The 22,285-nt window shown below is 62.7% G+C and carries 25 protein-coding genes; 10 read left to right on the top strand and 15 right to left on the bottom strand.

Annotated elements, in window-relative coordinates; genetic code table 11:
* From ACIPZ5_RS08030 to rlmF, 3 genes are all read left to right on the top strand, one after another.
* A complete protein-coding gene (locus ACIPZ5_RS08030; protein WP_343598394.1) occupies positions 1-366 on the top strand; it encodes a DNA polymerase III subunit chi in 366 nt (121 codons plus the stop codon).
* A gap of 198 nt (positions 367-564) precedes the next feature.
* Entirely contained in the window at positions 565-3,411 is a 2,847-nt protein-coding gene (locus ACIPZ5_RS08025) for a valine--tRNA ligase (RefSeq protein WP_261942816.1), read from the top strand.
* Positions 3,412-3,583: 172 nt separating this feature from the next.
* On the top strand, positions 3,584-4,537 hold the full coding sequence (gene rlmF / locus ACIPZ5_RS08020) for a 23S rRNA (adenine(1618)-N(6))-methyltransferase RlmF (protein ID WP_343598391.1): 954 nt from the start codon (positions 3,584-3,586) through the stop codon (positions 4,535-4,537).
* Positions 4,538-4,588: 51 nt separating this feature from the next.
* Here rlmF and ACIPZ5_RS08015 read toward each other — a convergent pair whose 3' ends face one another.
* Positions 4,589-4,870 (bottom strand): HU family DNA-binding protein, encoded by a 282-nt coding sequence (locus tag ACIPZ5_RS08015; protein WP_027920195.1) that lies wholly within the window; start codon positions 4,868-4,870, stop codon positions 4,589-4,591.
* A 393-nt stretch (positions 4,871-5,263) separates the two neighbouring features.
* Between ACIPZ5_RS08015 and yejK the strand changes: the two genes are divergently transcribed.
* The gene (yejK, locus tag ACIPZ5_RS08010) at positions 5,264-6,271 is read left to right on the top strand and encodes a nucleoid-associated protein YejK (RefSeq protein ID WP_343598389.1); all 1,008 of its coding nucleotides are present in this window, start codon (positions 5,264-5,266) and stop codon (positions 6,269-6,271) included.
* Here the strand turns inward: yejK and ACIPZ5_RS08005 are convergent, their stop codons facing one another.
* The 4 genes from ACIPZ5_RS08005 to ACIPZ5_RS07990 all read right to left on the bottom strand — a co-directional run bounded on the left by ACIPZ5_RS08005 (position 6,272) and on the right by ACIPZ5_RS07990 (position 9,194).
* Positions 6,272-6,565, bottom strand: coding sequence for a GIY-YIG nuclease family protein (locus ACIPZ5_RS08005; protein WP_261942813.1), 294 nt, complete (start codon positions 6,563-6,565; stop codon positions 6,272-6,274).
* 18 nt (positions 6,566-6,583) lie between these two features.
* A complete protein-coding gene (locus ACIPZ5_RS08000) occupies positions 6,584-7,054 on the bottom strand; it encodes a nuclear transport factor 2 family protein (RefSeq protein ID WP_343598387.1) in 471 nt (156 codons plus the stop codon).
* Positions 7,055-7,249: 195 nt separating this feature from the next.
* Complete coding sequence (locus ACIPZ5_RS07995; RefSeq protein ID WP_343598385.1) at positions 7,250-8,530, bottom strand: CynX/NimT family MFS transporter; 1,281 nt, start codon at positions 8,528-8,530, stop codon at positions 7,250-7,252.
* Positions 8,531-8,543: 13 nt separating this feature from the next.
* Entirely contained in the window at positions 8,544-9,194 is a 651-nt protein-coding gene (locus ACIPZ5_RS07990; RefSeq protein WP_343598383.1) for a FadR/GntR family transcriptional regulator, read from the bottom strand.
* Positions 9,195-9,350: 156 nt separating this feature from the next.
* On the opposite strand from ACIPZ5_RS07990, the gene ACIPZ5_RS07985 reads away from it, so the two are divergent.
* A complete protein-coding gene (locus ACIPZ5_RS07985; RefSeq protein WP_400807870.1) occupies positions 9,351-10,541 on the top strand; it encodes an alkaline phosphatase family protein in 1,191 nt (396 codons plus the stop codon).
* 54 nt (positions 10,542-10,595) lie between these two features.
* Here ACIPZ5_RS07985 and hisC read toward each other — a convergent pair whose 3' ends face one another.
* The 10 genes from hisC to ACIPZ5_RS07935 all read right to left on the bottom strand — a co-directional run bounded on the left by hisC (position 10,596) and on the right by ACIPZ5_RS07935 (position 18,533).
* The gene (gene hisC / locus ACIPZ5_RS07980; protein ID WP_400807661.1) at positions 10,596-11,645 is read right to left on the bottom strand and encodes a histidinol-phosphate transaminase; all 1,050 of its coding nucleotides are present in this window, start codon (positions 11,643-11,645) and stop codon (positions 10,596-10,598) included.
* 2 nt (positions 11,646-11,647) lie between these two features.
* Entirely contained in the window at positions 11,648-12,973 is a 1,326-nt protein-coding gene (gene hisD, locus ACIPZ5_RS07975; RefSeq protein ID WP_400807659.1) for a histidinol dehydrogenase, read from the bottom strand.
* 136 nt (positions 12,974-13,109) lie between these two features.
* The gene (hisG, locus tag ACIPZ5_RS07970) at positions 13,110-13,745 is read right to left on the bottom strand and encodes an ATP phosphoribosyltransferase (protein ID WP_023382134.1); all 636 of its coding nucleotides are present in this window, start codon (positions 13,743-13,745) and stop codon (positions 13,110-13,112) included.
* A 93-nt stretch (positions 13,746-13,838) separates the two neighbouring features.
* Positions 13,839-15,104, bottom strand: a complete 1,266-nt coding sequence (murA, locus tag ACIPZ5_RS07965; protein WP_261942807.1) for a UDP-N-acetylglucosamine 1-carboxyvinyltransferase — start codon at positions 15,102-15,104, stop codon at positions 13,839-13,841.
* 23 nt (positions 15,105-15,127) lie between these two features.
* A complete protein-coding gene (locus ACIPZ5_RS07960) occupies positions 15,128-15,367 on the bottom strand; it encodes a BolA family protein (RefSeq protein ID WP_003255121.1) in 240 nt (79 codons plus the stop codon).
* 118 nt (positions 15,368-15,485) lie between these two features.
* Positions 15,486-15,788 carry a lipid asymmetry maintenance protein MlaB gene (locus ACIPZ5_RS07955; RefSeq protein ID WP_261942806.1) on the bottom strand — a complete coding sequence of 101 codons (303 nt, stop codon included), beginning with the start codon at positions 15,786-15,788 and terminating at the stop codon, positions 15,486-15,488.
* A complete protein-coding gene (locus ACIPZ5_RS07950; RefSeq protein WP_261942805.1) occupies positions 15,785-16,432 on the bottom strand; it encodes a phospholipid-binding protein MlaC in 648 nt (215 codons plus the stop codon). Before ACIPZ5_RS07950 ends, ACIPZ5_RS07955 begins: the two co-directional genes overlap by 4 nt.
* Positions 16,433-16,441: 9 nt before the next feature.
* Complete coding sequence (gene mlaD / locus ACIPZ5_RS07945; protein ID WP_110637464.1) at positions 16,442-16,927, bottom strand: outer membrane lipid asymmetry maintenance protein MlaD; 486 nt, start codon at positions 16,925-16,927, stop codon at positions 16,442-16,444.
* Positions 16,927-17,724 carry a lipid asymmetry maintenance ABC transporter permease subunit MlaE gene (gene mlaE / locus ACIPZ5_RS07940; RefSeq protein WP_079229598.1) on the bottom strand — a complete coding sequence of 266 codons (798 nt, stop codon included), beginning with the start codon at positions 17,722-17,724 and terminating at the stop codon, positions 16,927-16,929. The genes mlaD and mlaE overlap by 1 nt, the downstream gene beginning before the upstream one ends.
* Positions 17,724-18,533 carry an ATP-binding cassette domain-containing protein gene (locus ACIPZ5_RS07935; RefSeq protein ID WP_043213285.1) on the bottom strand — a complete coding sequence of 270 codons (810 nt, stop codon included), beginning with the start codon at positions 18,531-18,533 and terminating at the stop codon, positions 17,724-17,726. The genes mlaE and ACIPZ5_RS07935 overlap by 1 nt, the downstream gene beginning before the upstream one ends.
* A 246-nt stretch (positions 18,534-18,779) precedes the next feature.
* Here ACIPZ5_RS07935 and ACIPZ5_RS07930 point away from each other — a divergent pair, with 246 nt between their 5' ends.
* From ACIPZ5_RS07930 to lptB, 5 genes are read left to right on the top strand one after another with little or no spacing between them, the layout of a single operon-like run.
* Positions 18,780-19,754: a KpsF/GutQ family sugar-phosphate isomerase gene (locus tag ACIPZ5_RS07930; protein WP_343598373.1), complete on the top strand. Its 975-nt coding sequence runs from the start codon at positions 18,780-18,782 to the stop codon at positions 19,752-19,754.
* Between the two features lie 15 nt (positions 19,755-19,769).
* The gene (locus ACIPZ5_RS07925; protein WP_313712285.1) at positions 19,770-20,294 is read left to right on the top strand and encodes an HAD family hydrolase; all 525 of its coding nucleotides are present in this window, start codon (positions 19,770-19,772) and stop codon (positions 20,292-20,294) included.
* A gap of 8 nt (positions 20,295-20,302) precedes the next feature.
* Complete coding sequence (gene lptC / locus ACIPZ5_RS07920; protein ID WP_343598371.1) at positions 20,303-20,875, top strand: LPS export ABC transporter periplasmic protein LptC; 573 nt, start codon at positions 20,303-20,305, stop codon at positions 20,873-20,875.
* Complete coding sequence (gene lptA / locus ACIPZ5_RS07915) at positions 20,862-21,386, top strand: lipopolysaccharide transport periplasmic protein LptA (RefSeq protein WP_079229603.1); 525 nt, start codon at positions 20,862-20,864, stop codon at positions 21,384-21,386. The genes lptC and lptA overlap by 14 nt, the downstream gene beginning before the upstream one ends.
* A complete protein-coding gene (gene lptB / locus ACIPZ5_RS07910) occupies positions 21,387-22,112 on the top strand; it encodes an LPS export ABC transporter ATP-binding protein (RefSeq protein ID WP_060511298.1) in 726 nt (241 codons plus the stop codon). It abuts the gene before it with no gap.
* Positions 22,113-22,285 lie beyond the last annotated feature (173 nt).

The raw sequence follows: 22,285 nt of genomic DNA, 5'->3' as shown, positions 1-22,285 counted from the left end.
ATGGACAAGCCTTCCGCCCTACCCGATTCTGCCCATCTGCTGGACGATCTGGAATCGATTCGCCAGTTGCTCGGCGATGCCGACCTGCAGCCGCCGCTGCTGACCGATACGGTCGAGCAGATTCCGCTGTTGCTCGACGTGCCTGCAGGCAACGCGGCGCCCGAAGCCGAGCCCGCAGCAACTGAGCCCGAGGATGATCCGCAAACCCGCCGCCAGGACACCCTGCTGCACCTGGAGAGCGAGTTGCGCGCCGCCGCGCAGATGATCATGCAGGACGTGATCAACGACTTCACCCCGCATATCGAGAACGAGATCAAGCGCCGCCTCGATGCGCGGATCGAGCGTTTGATCAAGCGTTCCGAGTAATCCCCTGAGATCGGCGGCGCCTGCTCCGCGGGTAAATCCGCTCCCACACCTTCAAATCTGCGCAGAACCTGTGGGGGCGGGCTTGCCCGCGAAGCAGGCGCCACTGTTCCGACAGTTGTCAGCAGCTTGTCGCCTGCGGCCCCCAGCTTGGTTATACTTCCCGGCTTTCCCGAATAAATGCACAGGGTCCCGCCGCGCATGGATAAGACCTACCAGCCGCACGCCATCGAAACTTCCTGGTACAACACCTGGGAGTCCGAAAACTATTTCGCTCCACAAGGTGCAGGTGAGTCCTACACCATCATGATCCCGCCACCGAACGTGACGGGCAGCCTGCACATGGGCCACGGTTTCAACAACGCGATCATGGACGCCCTGATCCGTTTCCGCCGCATGCAAGGCCGCGACACCCTGTGGCAGCCAGGTACCGACCACGCCGGTATCGCCACGCAAATGCTGGTCGAGCGCCAGCTCGAGGCCAAGGGCCAGAACCGTCACGACCTGGGCCGTGAGAAATTCCTGGAAAAGGTCTGGGAATGGAAGGATCAATCGGGCGGCAACATCAGCCGCCAGATCCGTCGCCTGGGCTCGTCGGTAGACTGGAGCCGCGAGCGCTTCACCATGGACGACGGCCTGTCCGAGGCGGTCAAGGAAGCCTTCGTGCGCCTGCACGAGGACGGCCTGATCTACCGCGGCAAGCGCCTGGTCAACTGGGACACCAAACTGCACACGGCCATCTCCGACCTCGAAGTGGAAAACCACGACGAGAAGGGCCACCTGTGGAACCTGCGCTACCCGCTGGCCGACGGCGCCAAGACCGCCGAGGGCAAGGACTACCTGGTAGTCGCCACCACCCGTCCGGAAACCCTGCTGGGTGACGCCGCGGTTGCTGTCAACCCGACCGACGAGCGCTACCAGGCGCTGATCGGCAAATTCGTCGAACTGCCGCTGGTCGGCCGCCGCATCCCGATCATCGCCGATGACTACTGCGACCCGGAGTTCGGCACAGGCTGCGTGAAGATCACCCCGGCCCACGACTTCAACGACTATGAAGTCGGCAAGCGCCACAACCTGCCGCTGCTGAACATCTTCGACAAGAACGCCCTGGTGCTGCCCGCCGCCCAGGCCTTCAACCTCGACGGCAGCCTCAACGAGCAGGTCGATACCAGCCTGCCTGCCCAGTACGCCGGCCTCGACCGCTTCGTCGCCCGCAAGCAGATCGTCGCCGACCTCGACGCCCAGGGCCTGCTGGTGAGCATCGACGACCACGCCCTGAAAGTGCCGAAAGGCGACCGCTCGGGCACCGTCATCGAGCCGTGGCTGACCGACCAGTGGTACGTCTCCACCAAGCCGCTGGCAGAACCGGCCATCGAAGCCGTGGAAGACGGCCGCATCCAGTTCGTGCCCAAGCAGTACGAGAACATGTACTTCTCCTGGATGCGCGACATTCAGGACTGGTGCATCAGCCGCCAGCTGTGGTGGGGCCATCGCATCCCGGCCTGGTACGACGAGGCTGGCCAGGTATATGTCGGGCGCAATGAAGAAGAAGTCCGCGCCAAGCACAACCTCGGCAGCGAGGTGAAACTGCGCCAGGACGACGACGTGCTCGACACCTGGTTCAGCTCGGGCCTGTGGACCTTCTCCACCCTGGGCTGGCCGGAGCAGACCGAGTTCCTGAAGAAGTTCCACTCCACCGACGTGCTGGTGACCGGCTTCGACATCATCTTCTTCTGGGTTGCGCGCATGATCATGCTGACCATGCACCTGATCAAGAACGAGGACGGCACTCCGCAGGTACCGTTCAAGACCGTGTACGTACACGGCCTGGTACGTGACGGCCAAGGCCAGAAGATGTCCAAGTCCAAGGGCAACGTGCTCGACCCGCTGGACATCGTCGACGGCATCACCCTCGACGCCCTGCTGGAAAAACGCACCAGCGGCATGATGCAGCCCAAGCTTGCCGAGAAGATCGCCAAGCAGACCAAGGCCGAGTTCCCTGAAGGCATCGCCAGCTACGGCACCGACGCCCTGCGCTTCACCTTCTGCTCGCTGGCTTCCACCGGCCGCGACATCAAGTTCGACATGGGCCGCGTCGAAGGCTACCGCAACTTCTGCAACAAGATCTGGAACGCCGCCCGCTATGTGCTGGACAAAGGCGAAGACTGCGGCCAGAACGGCGAAGCCTACGAGCTGTCGCTGGCCGACCGCTGGATCATCTCGCAGCTGCAGCGCACCGAAGCCGAAGTGACCCGCCAGCTCGAGCAGTTCCGCTTCGACCTGGCCAGCCAGGCGCTGTACGAGTTCATCTGGAACCAGTACTGCGACTGGTACCTGGAGCTGTCCAAGCCCGTGCTGTGGGACGAGAACGCCCCGGTCGAGCGCGCTCGCGGCACCCGTCGCACCCTGGTGCGCGTGCTGGAAGTGGCGCTGCGCCTGGCGCACCCGTTCATGCCGTTCATCACCGAAGAAATCTGGCAGCGCATCGCGCCGCTGGCCGGCATCCAAGGCAAGACCATCATGCTGCAGCCGTGGCCAGTGGCCAATGAAAGCCGCATCGATGCCGCCGCCGAAGGTGATATCGAGTGGCTCAAGGAGCTGATGGTTGGCCTGCGCAACATCCGCGCCGAGATGAACATCGGCCCAGGCAAGCCGCTGCCGCTGTTCCTGAAGAACGCCAACGCCGACGACCAGCGTCGTCTGCAGGAAAACGAAGCGCTGCTGAAGAAGCTGGCCAAGGTCGAATCGTTCACGGTGCTCGGCGACGCCGACGAAGCACCGCTGTCGGCCACTGCCCTGGTGGGCGACCTGCAGGTACTGGTGCCGATGGCCGGCCTGATCGACAAGGACGCCGAACTGGCTCGCCTGAACAAGGAAATCCAGCGTCTGCAGGGTGAAGTCCAGCGCGTGGGCGGCAAGCTGTCCAACGCGGCCTTCGTCGACAAGGCACCGCCTGCAGTGATCGAGAAGGAACGCGCCAAGCTGGCCGAGTCCGAGCAGGCCCTGGCCAACTTCACCGAGCAGCATGCGCGGATTGCAGCGCTGTAACCTGACATTGCTGATCTGACCGGCGAGGGCTTCGCCCTCGTTCGCGGCCAAGGCCGCTCCCACAGGAATGATGCTGCCTTCAGGTAGCACCACTGTCCTGTGGGAGCGGCCTTGGCCGCGAATGGGCCGCACAGCGGCCCTCTGGCCAGCGCAAGCAACACCGGACCCGAGCATGACCCAGAACAAACCCACCCTGCACCCGCGCAACCGCCACCAGGGTCGCTACGACTTCCCCAGCCTGATCAAGGCCCACCCTGACCTGGCCCGCTTCACCATCACCAACCCCCACGGCAAGCCCAGCATCGACTTCGCCAACCCCGAAGCCGTGCGGGTGTTCAACCGCGCCCTGCTCAAGGCGCAGTACGGCATCCAGCACTGGGATATTCCTGCCGATTACCTGTGCCCGCCGATCCCCGGCCGTGCCGACTACATCCATGTGGCCGCCGACCTGTTGGCCGAGGACAATGCCGGCGAGGTACCCAGGGGCGCCCAGGTTCGCGCGCTGGACATTGGCGTGGGTGCCAACTGCATCTACCCGCTGCTCGGCCATAGCGATTACCGCTGGCGCTTCCTTGGCTCGGACATCGACCCGGTTGCGCTGGCCTCGGCCAAGGCCATCGTCCAGGCCAATGGTTTGAGCAAGGGCATCAGCCTGCGCCAGCAAGCCAACCCCAAGCACATCCTCAGTGGCCTGCTGCAAGAGGATGAGCGCTTCGACCTGACCCTGTGCAACCCACCCTTCCATGCTTCACGCGAGGAGGCTACCCGCGGCAGCCAGCGCAAGTGGAAGAACCTCGGCAAGCAGGACCCCAAGCGCAAGCTACCGGTGCTCAATTTCGGCGGGCAGAACAACGAACTATGGTGCGAGGGCGGCGAGATCCGCTTCGTCACCCAACTGGTCGACGAAAGCGCGCAATACGCGCAGCAGGTGCTGTGGTTTACCAGCCTGGTGTCCAAGGCCAGCAACCTGCCGGGTATCGAGGCGGCGCTGAAGAAGGCCGGCGCCAAGGCCGTGCGCATCACCGAGATGGGCCAAGGCCAGAAGCAGAGCCGCATGGTCGCCTGGAGCTTCCAGGACACCACCGCTCGCCAGGCCTGGCGAGCCCTGGGTAAATCGCAGGCATGAAAAAACCGCGCCCGGGCAAGCCGGGCGCGGCTTCGTCATTGCGTCAACGGATTACTTGTTGACAGCGTCGGTCAGGCCTTTGGCCGGAACGAACTTGACGACTTTCTTGGCAGCGATTTCGATGGCAGCGCCAGTCGAAGGGTTGCGGCCGGTACGGGCAGGACGCTCGGAGACTTTCAGCTTGCCGATGCCTGGCAGGGTGATTTCAGCGCCGTTTTCCAGTTGGTCGGCAACGATCTGGCCCAGTTGCTCCAGTGCGTTACGAGCGGTGGTTTTTGGCGCGTCGATGGCTTCAGCGATATCGGCAATCAGTTGGTCTTTGGTCAATGCCATGGTGGTGTTCCTTCCCTATCTAATTCAGTGGTTATGCAGCGTTCTACGACGTTATCGGGCCAGCCCCTGAATTCTGGAGGGCCGCGCCAATCGCGCATGTAGATGCGTAAATCGGCGTTTGGTTCGACACGGCATGAGCACGCTGCCAGCAATGCGCCACACACGGGGCGCAAGACGGCGCAAAGCTACCACAGGAATGGATAAATATCCGCTACCCGCTTCGATTTAGTGCAGGTTTTTCGGGGGTTTTAGCCGAAATCCCACAATTTTGAACAAAAAACGAACAACCGGCATTTCTGCCAACATGCGGCCACTGCAGCGCCTGTTGTCTGAGGTAAACTGGACAACTTTTGCAGCGCGGCTTTTGGCCGCCCCGGACTCACCGAGAATTCCATGCCAATCCGTCATTGCATCGTTCACCTGATCGACAAGAAGCCCGATGGCAGCCCCGCCGTGCTCCATGCACGGGATACCGAACTGGGCGCATCGGACGCCATCGAAAACCTCCTGGCCGACCTCAACGACAGCTACAACGCCAAGCAAGGCAAGGCCTGGGGCTTCTTCCACGGCGAGTCCGGCGCCTACCCGCTGAGTGGCTGGCTGAAACAGTACCTGGAAGACGAGAAAGACTTCACCGCATTCAGCCGGGTCGCGGTCGAGCACCTGCAAAAGCTGATGGAAGAGTCCAACCTCTCCACGGGCGGCCACATTTTGTTCGCGCACTACCAGCAAGGCATGACCGACTACCTGGCCATCGCCCTGCTGCACCACAGTGAAGGCGTGGCGGTGAATGCCGAGCTGGACGTGACACCGTCGCGCCACCTGGACCTCGGCCAGCTGCACCTGGCGGCGCGAATCAACCTGTCGGAGTGGAAGAACAACCAGAACTCCAAACAGTACATCTCGTTCATCAAGGGCAAGAATGGCAAGAAGGTGTCGGATTACTTCCGCGACTTCATCGGCTGCCAGGAAGGCGTCGACGGCCCGGGAGAGACACGTACCCTGCTCAAGGCCTTCAGCGACTTCGTCGAAAGCGAGGACCTGCCAGAAGAAGCCGCCCGCGAAAAGACCCAGACCCTGGTCGAGTACGCCACCACCCAGACCAAGCTGGGTGAACCGGTGACCCTCGAAGAGCTGTCGAGCCTGATTGACGAGGACCGCCCCAAGGCCTTCTACGACCACATCCGCAACAAGGACTACGGCCTGTCGCCGGAAATCCCTGCGGACAAACGCACCCTCAACCAGTTCCGCCGCTTCACCGGGCGCGCCGAAGGCTTGTCGATCAGCTTCGAGGCGCACCTGCTGGGTGACAAGGTGGAGTATGACGAGGCCGCCGGCACGTTGATCATCAAAGGCCTGCCGACCACGCTGGTGGATCAGCTCAAGCGCCGCAAGGACTGATCAGACGGCCGCATAGGAGGCGACCAGCGCCTCCTTGGCCGACTTGCGCAACTTCTTCACCAGGCGCTCCTGGCGCAGCGCCTCGCCCTTGTCCGGCCATTGCTCGACGTAGACCAACGCCTGTGCCGGGCTGGTCTTGAAATAGCGGGCACCCTGGCCCTTCTGGTGGGCAGCGAAACGCCGCTGCGGGTCATCGCTGATACCGCAGTACAGCGAGCCATTGGCAGCCCGCACCAGATACACATACCAAGGTTTGCACAGCGGGGTTTCGCTGACTTCGTTGACGATGCTCATGGCCGACAGCTTAACCGCTTAGCGCGTCTGCTGGAACGCTCGCAGCCCTTTGAACGCCTGCTGGCGCACCTTGTTCTGCAGCATTGGCGACCAACCCAGCAGTACCCCTGGCACCCCCAGTGCCTGACGCGACCAGCGCCACAGGTCGAAGGTATCGTCATGCTGGCAGATCAGCCCGTCGCGAATGATGAAGCGCGCCTGGATATCGTTGACCACGGTGCGGCCGGTCTGGCTGAACAGGTAGGTTGCAACCCAGTGCGCGCAGCCGCTGTGCGAGTCGGCGCGGACCTGGTCGAACGTCAGCGAAAAATCCTTGGCGCGGGTGGTGAGCATGCGCCACATATCGCCTGCGTCGCGGCCGCGCAGGGTGCCGAACACGGGGTCGCTGAAAACGATGTCGTCGCTGTAGCAGGCCACCATGGCCTCGGCGTCCAGGCGCTGGAAGGCCTGGTAGAAGCGGGTGATCAGGTCACGGTTGGCGTCGCTCATGGGGGGCTGGTCCGTCCTGGGAATGGGAAGTTGCACGATAATCTGCCCCGCCTGCATATGCCAGTACCGGCCTCTTCACGGGCAAGTCGGGGCGCCGAACCGCCGCTCCCACAGGCTCACCGCAATCCTCGCGCTGGCGGTACTCCAGTGGGAGCGGGTTTACCCGCGAAGAGGCCGGCAAGGCAAGCCTCGATGTCAGAGTTTTTCGCTGCTCACCTGCACGTGCAAAGCCCGCCCGGCGCCAAGCCCGAACACGATCGCCCCGACGCCCAGCACGGCGAAAATCCAGCCCACCGCCGCCCAGCCCCCGGTCAGGTCATGCACCAGGCCAACCGCAAACGGGCCCATGGACGCCAGGGTATACCCCACCCCTTGCGCCATGCTCGACAGGTTTGCCGCCACATGGGCATCCTTCGAGCGCAGCACGATCAACGTAAGGGCCAAGGCGAAAGTACCGCCCTGCCCCAGCCCCAGCAGTACCGCCCAGCCCCACAAACCGTCGACCGGTGCATACAGGCAACCGAACAGCCCAGCCAGCGTCACCAGCATAACGATCACGATGGCCAGGCGCTGGTCTTTGCCACGGGTCGCCAGCCAAGGTGCGCTCAGCGAGCTGACCAGCTGTACGATCACCGAGCCGGACAGCACCAGGCCGGCTTCGGTCGGGCTCAGGCCGCGGCCAATGAGGATCGACGGCAACCAGCCAAAGACGATGTACGCCAGCGACGACTGCAACCCCATGTACAGCGTTACCTGCCACGCCAGCGGGTCTCGCCACAGCCCGCGTACCCGGTAGGCAGCCTTGTGCAGGCCGTGGCCCTGGCGCGCTTGTGGCAACCAGATGAGCATCGCCAGCAGCGCCGGTATCATCCAGAAGCCAAGGCCCAGGGCCCAGTTGTCATCGAAATGCTGGGTCAGCGGCACTGTGGCCCCTGCGGCCATGGCCGCCCCCAGGCACAGCGCCATGGTGTAGACGCCGGTCAGGGTACCCGCATGCTGCGGGAAGTCGCGCTTGACGATACCCGGCAACAGCACCCCGATGATGCCGATGCTGGCCCCCGCCATCAGGCTGCCGATGAACACCCCGGCAGCCCCCAGGGCGCTGCGCACCACGATACCCAATGCCAAGGTGAGCAGGATGCCCAGGATCACCCGCTCGCTGCCGAAACGGCGCGCCAGGACCGGTGCCAGCGGTGCGAACAGCCCCAGGCAGAGCACCGGCAAGGTGGTCAGCAGACCGGCCTCGGAAGCATTCAGGCCCAGCCCCGCAGCGACCTGGCCAAGCACGGGCGCCATGCTCGACAATGCCGGCCGCAGGTTCAGCGCCACCAGCACCAGGCCCAGCAGCAATAGCCAGGGCCGCTGCAGAGCCGGCGCTTGTTGTTGCACCTGGGCATCGTCGGCCTCGGCGTCGATCAGCAGTTCTTCCAGTTCTCGCTCGCGGGCAGGCGCGTCTCGGGTCATTGGTTCAGCCATGGCCTTTTCGTCTTCAGGATTCGATGAGGGTCCGGCTCAGGGCCTTGGCCCGCTCCGGATCGCGTTGTTCGATGGCGTCGAGGATCTGCCCGTGCAGGTCGAAAGTCGCCTGGCTGCGTGGCACGGTCGCCATGTTGTGTTGCAGCGCGGCGGCCACCACGCCGGAAAAGTAGCGGTACAGCTCGCTCAGTGCCGGGTTGTGCGCGGCGTCGATCAGCCGCTGGTGAAACACCAGGTCGCAGCTGACATAGGCATCGACATCACCGTGGAAGTGCTCGGCACTGCCCGTCAGTGCTGCGCGCAAGGCTTGCAGGTCCGCGTCGGTACGGCGCAACGCCGCAAGGCCGATCGCCTCGGTTTCGAGGATGCGCCGGGTTTCGCGGGCCTGCTCCAGGGTGCAACGCGACATGGCCTGCACGGCTTGCAGCGGATCCTGGCAGGTGCGCAGGTAACTGCCGTCACCCTGGCGGATTTCCACCAGGCCACTGAATGCCAGCACGCGCATGGCTTCGCGCACGGTATTGCGGCTGATGCCCATTTCCAGCGCCAGCACCGGCTCGGTCGGCAGGCGCTGCCCGACTTGCCAGTCGCCTTGCACAATGCGCTCACGCATCCGCTCTACGGCAAGTTCGACCAGGGATCGCTTGGCCAATTCACTGCTCATTTCACTCAACCAATCATCCGATGAATTTGCGAAGCTTAATGGAACGCCTTCCGGACATCAATTCAACTGGCATTTTTACCAGTTGTCAGTTGAATGCCTTGTTGTAACGCTTGGCGCGACTCCATCAAGGCACGATTCATGTTTACTTCCAAAGCATTGCGGTTGGGTGCGCTGGTGACAGCCGCCCTGCTGTTCAGCCTGCTCTTCAAAGGTTGCGAGCACAGGCAGCCCCCCATACACCCCAAAACACTCATCATCGGCATGGACGGCGTGCAGTTGCAGTACTACGAACAACTGGGCGCCGATACCCACCTGAAGAAGCGTATGCTCCACAATAAAGCCTATGCCGGCGGCATAAGTGGCCGCGCAAGTGAACAGGCGACCATCAGTGGCCCAGGCTGGATGACCTTGCTCACCGGGGTATGGGCAAACAAGCACGGGGTCATTTCCAATGCCGGATCCTTGCGCGTCGACCCTGAGTTCCCCAGCCTGTTCAAACGACTACGTGATGCCCTGCCGAACGCTTACCTGTCCAGCATCGTCAACTGGTCACCGATCAACACGGCTTTCCTGCTGGAGGACGCGCAAGGCAACAATGTGCGCGAAAGCGGCCTGACCGATGAACAGGTCACCGTCCGAACTCTGGAGATCCTAGAAAGCACACCTGCCGACTTCACCTTCATCCAGCTCGACGATCCCGATGAGGTCGGCCATGCCAGCGGCTTTGGCCCGGCCTACCAGTTTGCCCTGCGCGAAGCTGACAACAGGCTCGGGCGCCTGCTGGACAAGGTCGAGGCACGTGCCTACAAGAACCCCCAGGAAGACTGGCTGGTGATCGTCTGCACTGACCACGGCCGTGATTACGAGGGCACAGGTCATGGTGGGATGACCGAACAGGAGAAGACGGTCTTCATTGCCAGCAACAAGCCGTTGAACGAAGAGTTGAACCAGCCAAGCATTCCAGAGGACAACCCGGGGCCCAACAACCTGTATGGCTACGCGGCGCAGACCTCGGTGGCCCCGACCGTGCTCAGGCACATGGGGCTCGACCTGCTGCCCGAATGGAGGCTCGATGGCACCCCACTGCTTGGCGCTACGGGAGTACGCAAGGCACGGGCCATTGAAGGCGCCGCCAAGTTGCTGTGGAACAGCGACTCGCAAGGCACGGTGATCATTCACAGAAATGGCCAGGTAGTGGCTAACGTGCCAGCTTACCTGCAGCAATGGACTGATCCACAGGGCATGCGCCAGCCCAACGACTACGTGCTTGAGCTGGATGACACACCGGTGGCGGTGCGCACCCGGCCCGTCAGCAAACCAATCGTCATCGAAGAAAACAGCTACTGATGCGTGCACATAGCCTGCAGGAGCGAGCACACCCGCTCCTGCAGCAAGCCGGGCTCAGTTCAGGGCGTCGATCAACGCCTGGTTCATCTCGGGCGTACCAATGGTGATACGCAGGAACTGGGCAATCCGCTCCTGCTTGAAGTGACGCACGATCACACCTTGCTCACGCAGGCGCGCCGCCAGTTGCGCGGCATCGTGCTGCGGGTGGCGGGCAAAGATGAAGTTGGCCGCCGAAGGCAGCACTTCGAAGCCCTTTGCAACCAACTGCTCGACCAGCGCTTCACGGCTGCCGATCACCTTGCGGCAGGTTTCCTCGAAATAGGCCTGATCTTCGAACGCCGCCGCTGCACCCACGATGGCCATGCGGTCCAGCGGGTAGGAGTTGAAGCTGTTCTTGATTCGCTCCAGCGCTTCGATCAGGTCCGGATGGCCGACGGCCAAGCCGACCCGCAGACCGGCCAGCGAACGCGATTTCGACAGGGTCTGGGTCACCAGCAGGTTGTCATAACGATCCACCAGGCTGATGGCCGTCTCACCCCCGAAATCGATGTAGGCCTCATCCACCACCACGACCGAATCGCGGTTGGCCTGCAGCAACTGCTCGATCGCTTGCAGCGGCAGCAGGCAGCCGGTTGGCGCGTTGGGGTTGGGGAAGATGATCCCGGCGTTGGCCTTGGCGTAGTCGGCGATGCGGATCTGGAACTGCTCATCCAGCGCCACCTGCTCGAATGGAATGCCATACAGGCCGCAATAGACCGGATAGAAGCTGTAGCTGACATCCGGGAACAGCAGCGGGCCACGATCGTGCTGGAACAAGCCGTGGAAAATGTGCGCCAGCACCTCGTCCGAGCCGTTGCCGACAAATACCTGGGCCGCGGTGACGCCGTAGTAGTCGGCCACCGCCTGCTTGAGCCGGTCACTGTTCGGGTCCGGATACAGGCGCAGGTTGTCGTTCAGTTCAGCGCGCATGGCTTCCAGCGCCTTGGGCGACGGGCCATATGGGTTCTCGTTGGTGTTCAGCTTCACCAGGCGGGCCATTTTCGGCTGCTCGCCCGGCACGTACGGCACCAGTGCCTTGACGAAGGGGCTCCAGAATCGACTCATGTTCAGTTCCCCTTGTCTTGGGTCAGGATACGGTATTCAGCACTGCGGGCGTGGGCGGTCAGCGACTCGCCACGGGCCAGGACCGAGGCGGTGTGACCCAGCTCGGATGCGCCCTGCTCTGAGCAGAAGATGATCGACGAGCGCTTCTGGAAGTCGTACACGCCCAGCGGCGACGAGAAACGCGCGGTGCCGGAGGTCGGCAACACGTGGTTGGGGCCCGCGCAGTAGTCACCCAGGGCCTCGCTGGTGTGGCGGCCCATGAAGATCGCGCCGGCGTGGCGGATCTGCGGCAGCCAGGCTTGCGGGTCGGCAACCGACAGCTCGAGGTGCTCAGGGGCGATGCGGTTGGCCACTTCCATGGCCTGCTGCATGTCGCGCACCTGGATCAGCGCACCCCGGCCGTTGATCGACTTGCCGATGATCTCGGCGCGCTCCATGGTCGGCAGCAGCTTGTCGATGCTCGCGGCCACGCGGTCGAGGAATGCGGCATCCGGGCTGACCAGGATGGCCTGGGCGTCTTCATCGTGCTCGGCTTGGGAGAACAAGTCCATGGCGATCCAGTCCGGGTCGGTCTGGCCGTCGCACACCACGAGGATTTCCGAAGGGCCGGCGATCATGTCGATGCCGACCTGGCCAAACACGTGGCGCTTGGCAGTGGCCACGTAGATGTTGCCCGGGCCGACGATCTTGTCTACCTGAGGCACGCTTTCGGTGCCATAGGCCAGGGCTGCAACGGCCTGGGCGCCGCCAACGGTGAACACCCGATCGACACCGGCGATGCAGGCGGCTGCCAGCACCAACTCGTTGACCTCGCCACGCGGGGTCGGCACCACCATCACCACTTCGGTGACGCCAGCGACCTTGGCCGGAATGGCATTCATCAGCACCGACGAAGGGTACGACGCCTTGCCACCCGGCACGTACAGGCCGGCGCGGTCCAGCGGCGTGACCTTCTGACCAAGCACGGTGCCGTCCGCTTCGGTGTACTGCCAGGAGTCCTGCTTTTGGCGCTCGTGGTACAGGCGCACGCGGCTGGCGGCTTTTTCCAGGGCTCGACGCTGGGCGTCGGTGATGCGGGTCAGTGCCAGCTCCAGGCGCTCGCGGCCAAGGATCAGGTCATCAATGGACTTGGCGTCAACGCCATCGAAGCGTTGGGTGAATTCCACCAGCGCGGCGTCACCGCGCTCGCGCACGGCCTTGATGATGTCGAGCACGCGCTGGTTGACCGCGTCATCGGACACACTTTCCCAGCTCAGCAGATGATCCAGATGTCGGGCGAAATCCGGATCAGCAGCGTTGAGACGGGCAATTGCAGTGGACACGGTCATGGCGAGGGCCTCGATTGTTAGCGAATGCTCAGGCGCCCTAGGCTACCAGTCCATCCGCGCGGGCACCCGAGAAAAATGGCTATGACGCGGATAGACGGGCGCGACAGCGGAGGCCGCGCGCAGGAGGTAGTGAGTCTTAGCCGCGGTGTCGGGATTCGACCGCTTGGCGCAGCGTGTCGATCAGGCTCTGGATGCGGGCGTGCTGCATCTTCATGGAAGCCTTGTTGACCACCAGGCGCGAGCTGATCGTGGCGATCAGTTCCTGGGGTTCCAGGCCGTTGGCACGCAGGGTGTTGCCGGTGTCGACCACGTCGATGATCTTGTCGGCCAGGTTGATCAGCGGTGCCAGCTCCATCGAGCCGTACAGCTTGATGATGTCGACCTGGCGACCCTGTTCGGCGTAATAACGCTTGGCCACGTTGACGAACTTGGTGGCGACGCGCAGGCGGCCCTTGGGTTCTGGCGCACCGACCACACCGGCGGTCATCAGCTTGCAGCGGGCAATCTGCAGGTCCAGTGGTTCATACAGGCCTTGGCCGCCGTACTCCATCAGCACGTCCTTGCCAGCCACACCGAGGTCGGCAGCACCATGCTCGACATAGGTCGGCACGTCGGTGGCACGCACGATCAGCAGGCGCACGTCGTCCTGCGTGGTGGGGATGATCAGCTTGCGGCTCTTGTCCGGATTCTCGGTCGGCACGATACCGGCCTCAGCCAGCAATGGCAGGGTATCGTCGAGAATACGGCCTTTGGAAAGCGCGATGGTCAACATTGGAACGTCGGTCCTTAAGCGGCTACTGCCGGCCGGGCAACTATCGCCCGACCGCATTCAATTCGAATGACACATCCTTGTGCCAGTGGGCGACTAGCCCGGTACGCGGCGGATTTTCGCGCCGAGCATCTGCAGTTTTTCCTCGATGCACTCGTAACCACGGTCGATGTGGTAGATGCGGTCGATCAGGGTATCGCCTTCGGCGACCAGCGCCGACAGCACCAGGCTGGCGGATGCACGCAGGTCGGTGGCCATTACCGGCGCCCCTTTGAGGGTCGGTACGCCCGTGACGATCGCGGTGTTGCCTTCGACCTGGATCTGCGCACCCATGCGGTGCATTTCGTACACGTGCATGAAGCGGTTTTCGAAGATCGTCTCGATGACCGCGCCAGTGCCTTCGGCGATGGCGTTCAGCGAGATGAACTGCGCCTGCATGTCGGTCGGGAACGCCGGGTACGGGGCGGTACGCAGGTTGACGGCTTTGGGCCGCTTGCCGTGCATGTCCAGCTCGATCCAGTCCTCACCGGTGGTGAGGTCGGCGCCCGCTTCCTTCAGCTTTTCCAGTACCGCCTCGAGGATGGTCGGGTCGGTATCCTTGACCTTGACGCGGCCACCGGTCACGGCGGCGGCGACCAGGTAGGTGCCGGTCTCGATACGGTCGGGCATGACGCGGTAGTGGGCGCTGTGCAGACGCTCGACGCCATCGATGGTGATGGTGTCGGTGCCTGCGCCCTGGACCTTGCCGCCCATGGCGTTGATGAAGTTGGCCAGATCGACCACTTCAGGCTCGCGCGCGGCGTTCTGCAGCACGCTGCGGCCTTTGGCCAGTGCCGCGGCCATCATGATGTTTTCGGTGCCGGTCACGCTGACGGTGTCGAAGAAGAAGTGCGCGCCGCGCAGGCCGCCTTCAGGGGCCTTGGCCTTGATGTAGCCGCCTTCGACTTCGATCTTCGCGCCCATGGCCTCGAGGCCGCGGATGTGCAGGTCGACCGGGCGCGAACCGATGGCGCAGCCACCTGGCAGTGCCACCTCGGCTTCACCGAAGCGCGCGACCATGGGGCCGAGCACCAGGATCGAGGCGCGCATGGTCTTGACCAGCTCGTAAGGGGCTACCAGGGTCTTGATGGTGCGCGGGTCGATTTCCACCGCCAGCTTTTCGTCGATCACAGGCTCGATGCCCATGCGCCCGAACAGCTCGATCATGGTGGTGATGTCGTGCAGGTGCGGCAGGTTGCCCACGGTGACCGGGCCATCGGCCAGCAGGGTCGCCGCCAGGATCGGCAAGGCCGCGTTCTTCGCGCCGGAAATGCGGATCTCGCCGTCAAGACGAGCGCCGCCAGTAATAATCAGTTTGTCCATTGGTGTCTCGCCGCCAAGTTGGCTCAGGTGCGCTCAGCCCAGGCTGCGCTGCTGAAAAATTTCATGGTTACCGCATGGATGCTGCCATTGGCAATCCACGGATTCAGGTGAGCATAGATCGCCTGCTGACGTTTGACCGGGCTCAGGCCAGCCAACTCGTCGCTGATCACGTTCAACTGGAAGTTGCAGCCTTCGCCTTCAACTTCGACCCGGGATCCCGGCAATTTCTCTTCAAGGAAGCTCTTAACTTCTACGGCCTGCATGCTCAACCTCAATCGGCGCCCGATGCGCACGGGTCGGCCATCATACAAAAAAGCCCCTCGCCTGCGAAGCCCAACGAAGGGGCGCGCGACCGAGGGGCCTCTCATCACTGCCAAGCCATCAGCTTGCCAGTACCTCATCGAGGTCGTAGACCCCGGCGATTTCCCGCATGTCGTCGGGCATGCCACGCACTTCGAAGGCCTTGCCGGCAGCCTGGGCGTCACGGATGAACGCCAGCAGCAGCGACAGGCCGACACTGGTGGAGCGCGCCACGGCCGAGCAATCCAGCACCAGACGCGCTTCACGGCAGGCGCCGATCAGCGCCTTGCCCTGCTTGCGCAGGGCCGGCCCGCTGCGGTAATCCAGTTCGCCGGCCAGGCACAGCACGCCCGGCTCGGCCATGGTTACAGCGGCCTCGCTCATTTGACGGTCTTCTCTGGCGAGTTGTCGGCAGCTTCCTTGGCCTTGGCCACTTCGCCGGCCCAGCCGTCGATGGTCTTGTCCAGGTCGTTGCCATTGCGCTGCATGGCATCGGCGAACTGGTCGCGGAACAGCTTGCCGATGTTGATGCCGTTGACGATGACGTTGCGCACCTTCCACTCACCGCCGAGGTTTTCCAGGGTGTATTGCACCGGATAGACCGCACCGTTGTTGCCGGTAACCTTCATGCCGACACTGGCGCGCTTGCCGTCATCAGCCTTGGCCGGGTCGACGGTAATGCCCTGGTTGTTGTACTCCAGCAGCGCATTGCCATAGAACTGAAACAGGCTGCGCTTGAAGTTGTCCTGGAAGCGCTGAATCTGCGCAGGGGTGGCCTTGCGCGAGTACTTGACGGTCATGATGCTTTTCGAGATGCCTTCAGCATCCACTACCGGACCGAGAATACGATTGAGCGAATCGTAGAAGGCATTCGGGTTGGTCTTGTACTGCTCCTTGTTGGCCTTCAGATCGCTGAGCAACTCAGTGGTGGTGCTCTGAACCACGTCATGCGGCGACTGCGCGGCCAGGGTCATCAGGGGGAAGGCCGCCAGCAGCACCAGCAGGCCACGTCGCAGGATCGAAATCATGGAAACTCCTTAATTAGCCGGTTGCGCTTCTTTTGGTTCCTTGCCAACGGAGTTGAGCAGGAACTTGCCAATCAGATCTTCCAGCACCAGCGCCGACTGAGTGTCATGGATGGTCGAGCCATCCTTGAGCACGTCTTCTTCACCGCCCACGCTGATACCGATGTACTTCTCGCCAAGCAAGCCGGCAGTCAGGATCGAAGCAGTGGAGTCGGTCGGCAGGTTGTTGACCGACTTGTCCAGTTGCAGGGTCACCCGACCGGTGTAGGAATCACGGTCCAGATCGATGGCGGTGACCTTGCCGATCGTTACACCGGCCATGGTCACTTTAGCTCTGACCGTCAAACCGGCGATATTGTCGAAGTACGCATAAACTTTATAGGTATCGCTGCTCGGGCTGGCGGACAGCCCGCTGACGCGCAGGGCCAGCAGCAGCAGCGCCAGGATCCCGGCCAGGAGGAACAGGCCGACACCGATTTCCAGGGTGCGGTTTTGCATCAGAAATCTCCAAACATCAAGGCGGTCAGAATAAAGTCCAGACCCAGTACTGCCAACGAGGCATAGACCACGGTCTTGGTGGTGGCACGGCTGATCCCCTCAGAGGTGGGTTCGCAGTCGTACCCCTGGAACACGGCAATCCAAGTCGTGACGAAGGCGAATACCAGGCTCTTGATCAGCCCGTTGAGCACGTCGTCGGTAAAGGAAACGCTGTTCTGCATGTTGGCCCAGAACGAGCCTTCGTAAACGCCCAGCCAGTCGACCGCGACCCACGATCCACCCCAGATCCCAACCACGCTGAATATCAGCGCCAGCAGCGGCAGCGAGATGAAACCAGCCCACAGGCGTGGCGCGACGATGTACTTGAGCGGGTCGACGCCGATCATTTCCAGGCTCGACAGCTGCTCGGTGGACTTCATGTTGCCGATTTCGGCGGTCAGTGCAGAACCGGCGCGGCCGGCGAACAACAGCGCGGTGACCACCGGGCCGAGCTCACGCAGCAGAGTCAGGGCGACCATCTGCCCGACCGCCTGCTCGGAGCCGTACTTGGTCAGGATGCTGTAGCCCTGCAGGGCCAGCACCATGCCAATGAACACGCCGGAAACGACGATGATCGCCAGCGACAGCACGCCCACCGAGTACAGCTGCTTGGTCAGCAACTGGAAACCGCCGCCGATGCCGCCACGGCCAATCAGTGCATGGAACAGGAACAGGCACGAGCGCCCGAGCACTGCCAGCACGTCGATCGCCGAGCGCCCGAGCAGGCGGATACGTTCGAGTAAGGATTTTCTGCGCATCACCGCGCCCCCAGCAGATCGGCGCGATAGTCAGGCGCGGGAAAGTGGAAGGGCACCGGGCCATCCGGGTCACCTTTCATGAACTGGCGAATGCGTGGATTGTCCGAGCCCATCAGCTCGTCGGGCGTTCCCTGGCCCAGCACCTGGCCATCACCGACCACATAAATGTAGTCGGCGATACTGGCGGTTTCGGCCAGGTCGTGGGAGACCACGATGCTGGTGATACCCAAGGCATCATTGAGCAGTCGGATCAGCCGCACGAGCACACCCATTGCAATCGGGTCCTGGCCGACGAACGGTTCGTCGTACATCAGGATCTGCGGGTCCAGGGCAATCGCCCGGGCCAGCGCCACCCGGCGCTTCATCCCGCCGGACAGTTCGTCCGGCATCAGGTCGATGGCACCGCGCAGGCCCACGGCCTGCAGTTTCATCAACACGATGTCGCGGATCATCTCGTCCGAAAGCTGGGTATGCACGCGCAACGGAAAAGCGACGTTCTCGAACACATCGAGATCGGTGAACAGCGCGCCGCTCTGGAACAGCACGCCCATCTGCTTGCGTGCGTCGAACAAGTCGCTGCGCGAAAGGCTCGGCAGGTTCTGCCCCGCCACCCACACTTCACCGCTCGACGGCCGTAGCTGCGCGCCCATCAGGCGTAGCAGCGTGGTCTTGCCGCAACCCGACGGCCCCATGATCCCAGTGACCTTGCCGCGCGGGATACGGATGTCGACATTGCTGAAAATGCTGCGCGAACCGCGCTTGAAGGTGACTCCCTTCAACTCGACCGCGTAGGCGCTATCCACACTCATCTAGACTCCTTGCTAGTGCAGCCTCGCACTAATGGACGCCGGCCCTCATCGTGAAGACACACGCGCCCTTGGCAGGCCGAATAGCGGCGAACTATAGCACCGCTGACCCCGCGCCCCCAAGGGCATGCAACGTGTCGTTCAGGGCAACGACAGGGTTTCATGACAAATGTTCAGGCAATCCAATGGATGAGGCTTTCTTACATTGCGGCTATAATCGCCGCCTTTTCTTCAGGCAGTGTTTTCGACATGAGCCAATCCAATGAGCTGATCCAGTCCGCCCAGCGCACCTTGCGCTTGGAGCTGGAGGCCGTACAGGGCCTGGCAGCCAGCATCGACGCGAACTTCGTCAAGGCCTGCGAACTGATCCTGGCCAGCACGGGCCGCGTGGTGGTGGTCGGCATGGGCAAGTCAGGGCATATCGGCAACAAGATCGCCGCCACCCTGGCCAGCACCGGCACACCGGCATTCTTCGTGCACCCGGCCGAGGCCAGCCACGGCGACATGGGCATGATCACCCGGGATGATGTGATCCTGGCGCTATCCAATTCCGGCAGCACGGCCGAAATCGTTACCCTGCTGCCTTTGATCAAGCGCCTTGGCATCCAGCTGATCAGCCTGACCGGCAACCCGGACTCGCCACTGGCCCAGGCTGCCGAGGTCAACCTCGATGCCCGCGTCGCACAGGAAGCCTGCCCGCTCAATCTGGCCCCGACCTCCTCCACCACCGCCGCGCTGGTGCTGGGCGACGCGCTGGCCATCGCGCTGCTCGAAGCGCGCGGCTTCACCGCAGAAGACTTCGCTTTCTCGCACCCCGGCGGTGCACTGGGCCGGCGCCTGCTGCTCAAGGTCGAGAATGTCATGCATGCCGGCGACGAGCTGCCACAGGTTCAACGAGGCACATTGCTCAAGGACGCACTGCTCGAAATGTCGCGCAAGGGCCTGGGCATGACCGTGGTCCTGGAGCAGGACGGCACCCTGGCCGGGATCTTCACCGATGGCGACCTGCGCCGCAGCCTGGACCGCAACATCGATGTGCACACCACCCTGATCGACCAGGTGATGACCGTGCACGGCAGGACCGCTCGCGCCGAGATGCTCGCCGCCGAAGCATTGAAAATCATGGAAGATCACAAGATCAACGCGCTGGTAGTGGTCGACAGGAACGACCGCCCGACAGGTGCGCTGAACATGCACGACCTGCTGCGCGCAGGCGTCATGTAACCGAGAGTCATGACTATGAACCAAGACCTGATGCAACGTGGCAAGGCCATCAAGCTCGCCGTGTTCGACGTGGACGGCGTGCTCACCGACGGCCGCCTGTATTTCCTTGAAGACGGCAGCGAATTCAAGACCTTCAACACCCTCGACGGCCAAGGCATCAAGATGCTCATGGCCTCAGGCGTGACCACGGCAATCATCAGCGGGCGCAAGACCCCGGTGGTCGAGCGCCGGGCGAAGAACCTGGGCATCCCCCACCTGTTCCAGGGCCGCGAGGACAAACTGGTGGTGCTGGACGGCCTGCTCGCCGAACTGGGCCTAAGCTATGAACAGGTCGCCTACCTGGGTGACGACCTTCCTGACCTGCCGGTAATTCGCCGTGTCGGGCTGGGCATGGCGGTGGCCAATGCCGCATCATTCGTACGCCAGCACGCCCATGGCGTGACCGAGGCACGGGGTGGCGAAGGTGCCGCTCGCGAGTTCTGTGAACTGATCATGCAGGCCCAGGGCACCCTGGACGCTGCCAACGCCAACTACCTTTAAGGCTGCCCATGTTCAGCAAGAAAGCCCGCAACATTGCGCTGCTCGTGGTCATCGCCGCCCTCCTGGTGGCGGTCGGCTACTGGAACGTCAGCCCTGAGCGCTTCCTCGAGGAGCCGACGGTCCAGGTCGACGAAAGCGCCATCGACTACTATGCGATCAACGCCCACAGCGTGCAGTTCCTGCCCGACGGCAGGCTGCAATACGAAATGACTGCCGACAAGGTCGAACACCTCAAGGCCAGCGAGGTCACACTGGTGACCACGCCCAACCTGCACATGTACCGCGGTACTGAATACCCGTGGCACGTGCAAAGCCTGCGCGCCGAGGTCAACCCCGACGGTAGCGAAGTCGAACTGATCGACCAGGTGCGAGTTGCCCGCACCGATGAAAAGCAGCGCGATACCATCATCACCAGCTCGCGCATGACCGTATTCCCGCAGAAGCAATATGCTCAGACCGAGCAAGCCGTTAGAATCGACGGCGCCGGTGGCACAACCACAGGCAAGGGAATGAAAGCGTATTTGAAAGAAGGCAAGATGGACTTGCTCTCTAACGTAAGAGGACAGTATGAGGCTCGTTAAAACCCTCCCCCTTTTGCTCAGCCTGAGCGCAGCACTGGGAAGCGCGAGCGCCTTCGCCCTGCCGACCGACCGTGACCAGCCTATTCGCATCCAGGCCGACAACGCGCACCTGGACGACAAGCAAGGCGTGGCCACCTATACCGGCGACGTGATCATCACCCAGGGCTCGATGATGATCAAAGGCAACACCGTGACCATGACCCGTGCCGCCAATGGCGACATCGACGTAGTGACTTCGGTGGGCAACCTGGCCTACTTCGAGCAGCAGCAGAGCACGGCCAAGCCTGACAAGATGAAGGGCTGGGCGGTGACCATCCAGTACCAGGCGCAGAAAGACACGGTGATCCTCACTGATCGCGCCAAGGTCGAGAACGAAGGCAACACCACCGAAGGCGAGAAGATCATCTACAACACCAAGACCCAGGTTGCGACCGCCGGTCGCGGTGGCAACGTGACTCAACCACGTCAGCGCATCGACATGGTGATCCAGCCGAAGAAGAAGGCCGAGTAAATGGCAACCCTCAAAGCCCAGCACCTGGCCAAGAGCTACAAGGGGCGGCAAGTCGTACGCGATGTCAGCCTGTCGATCGACAGCGGGCAGATCGTTGGCCTGCTCGGCCCCAACGGCGCCGGCAAGACCACCTGCTTCTACATGATCGTCGGCCTGGTCCAGGCCGACCAGGGGCGCGTGCTCATCGACAACCTCGATGTCAGCCACCAGCCCATGCACGGCCGCGCCCGCGCCGGTATCGGCTACCTGCCGCAGGAAGCCTCGATCTTCCGCAAGCTATCGGTGGCCGACAACATCATGGCCATTCTCGAGACCCGCAAGGACATCGACCGCGAAGGCCGGCGCAAGGAGCTGGAAAGCCTGCTGCAGGAGTTCCACATCAGCCACATCCGCGACAACCTCGGCATGAGCCTTTCCGGTGGTGAACGCCGCCGGGTCGAAATTGCCCGTGCACTGGCCACCGCACCGAAGTTCATCCTGCTGGACGAACCCTTTGCCGGTGTCGACCCGATCTCCGTGGGCGACATCAAGCAGATCATCCACCACCTGAAGGCCAAGGGCATCGGTGTACTGATTACCGACCACAACGTCCGTGAAACCCTGGATATCTGCGAGACCGCCTATATCGTCAACGACGGCCGACTGATCGCCGAGGGTGATGCCGAGACCATTCTGGCCAACGATCTGGTCAAGGAGGTCTACCTGGGTCACGAGTTCCGACTCTGACCCCTGGGACCTGCCTGGAGCGCTGGCATTAACGCCCTGTCGGGGCTTAAGTTGTTACAGTGCTCTAGGCAAACGCTACAATTTAAGGCATAAAACTTGCTTGAATTTGGCGCTCCGGCGCCCTCGTGTAGTGGATGGCGCATGCGCGCCGGCGAATAAGGTATTAAGCCCCA

The organism is Pseudomonas sp. NPDC089428 (assembly GCF_044749325.1).
Taxonomy (GTDB): domain Bacteria; phylum Pseudomonadota; class Gammaproteobacteria; order Pseudomonadales; family Pseudomonadaceae; genus Aquipseudomonas.
This window is presented reverse-complemented; position numbering and strand designations above follow the sequence as displayed.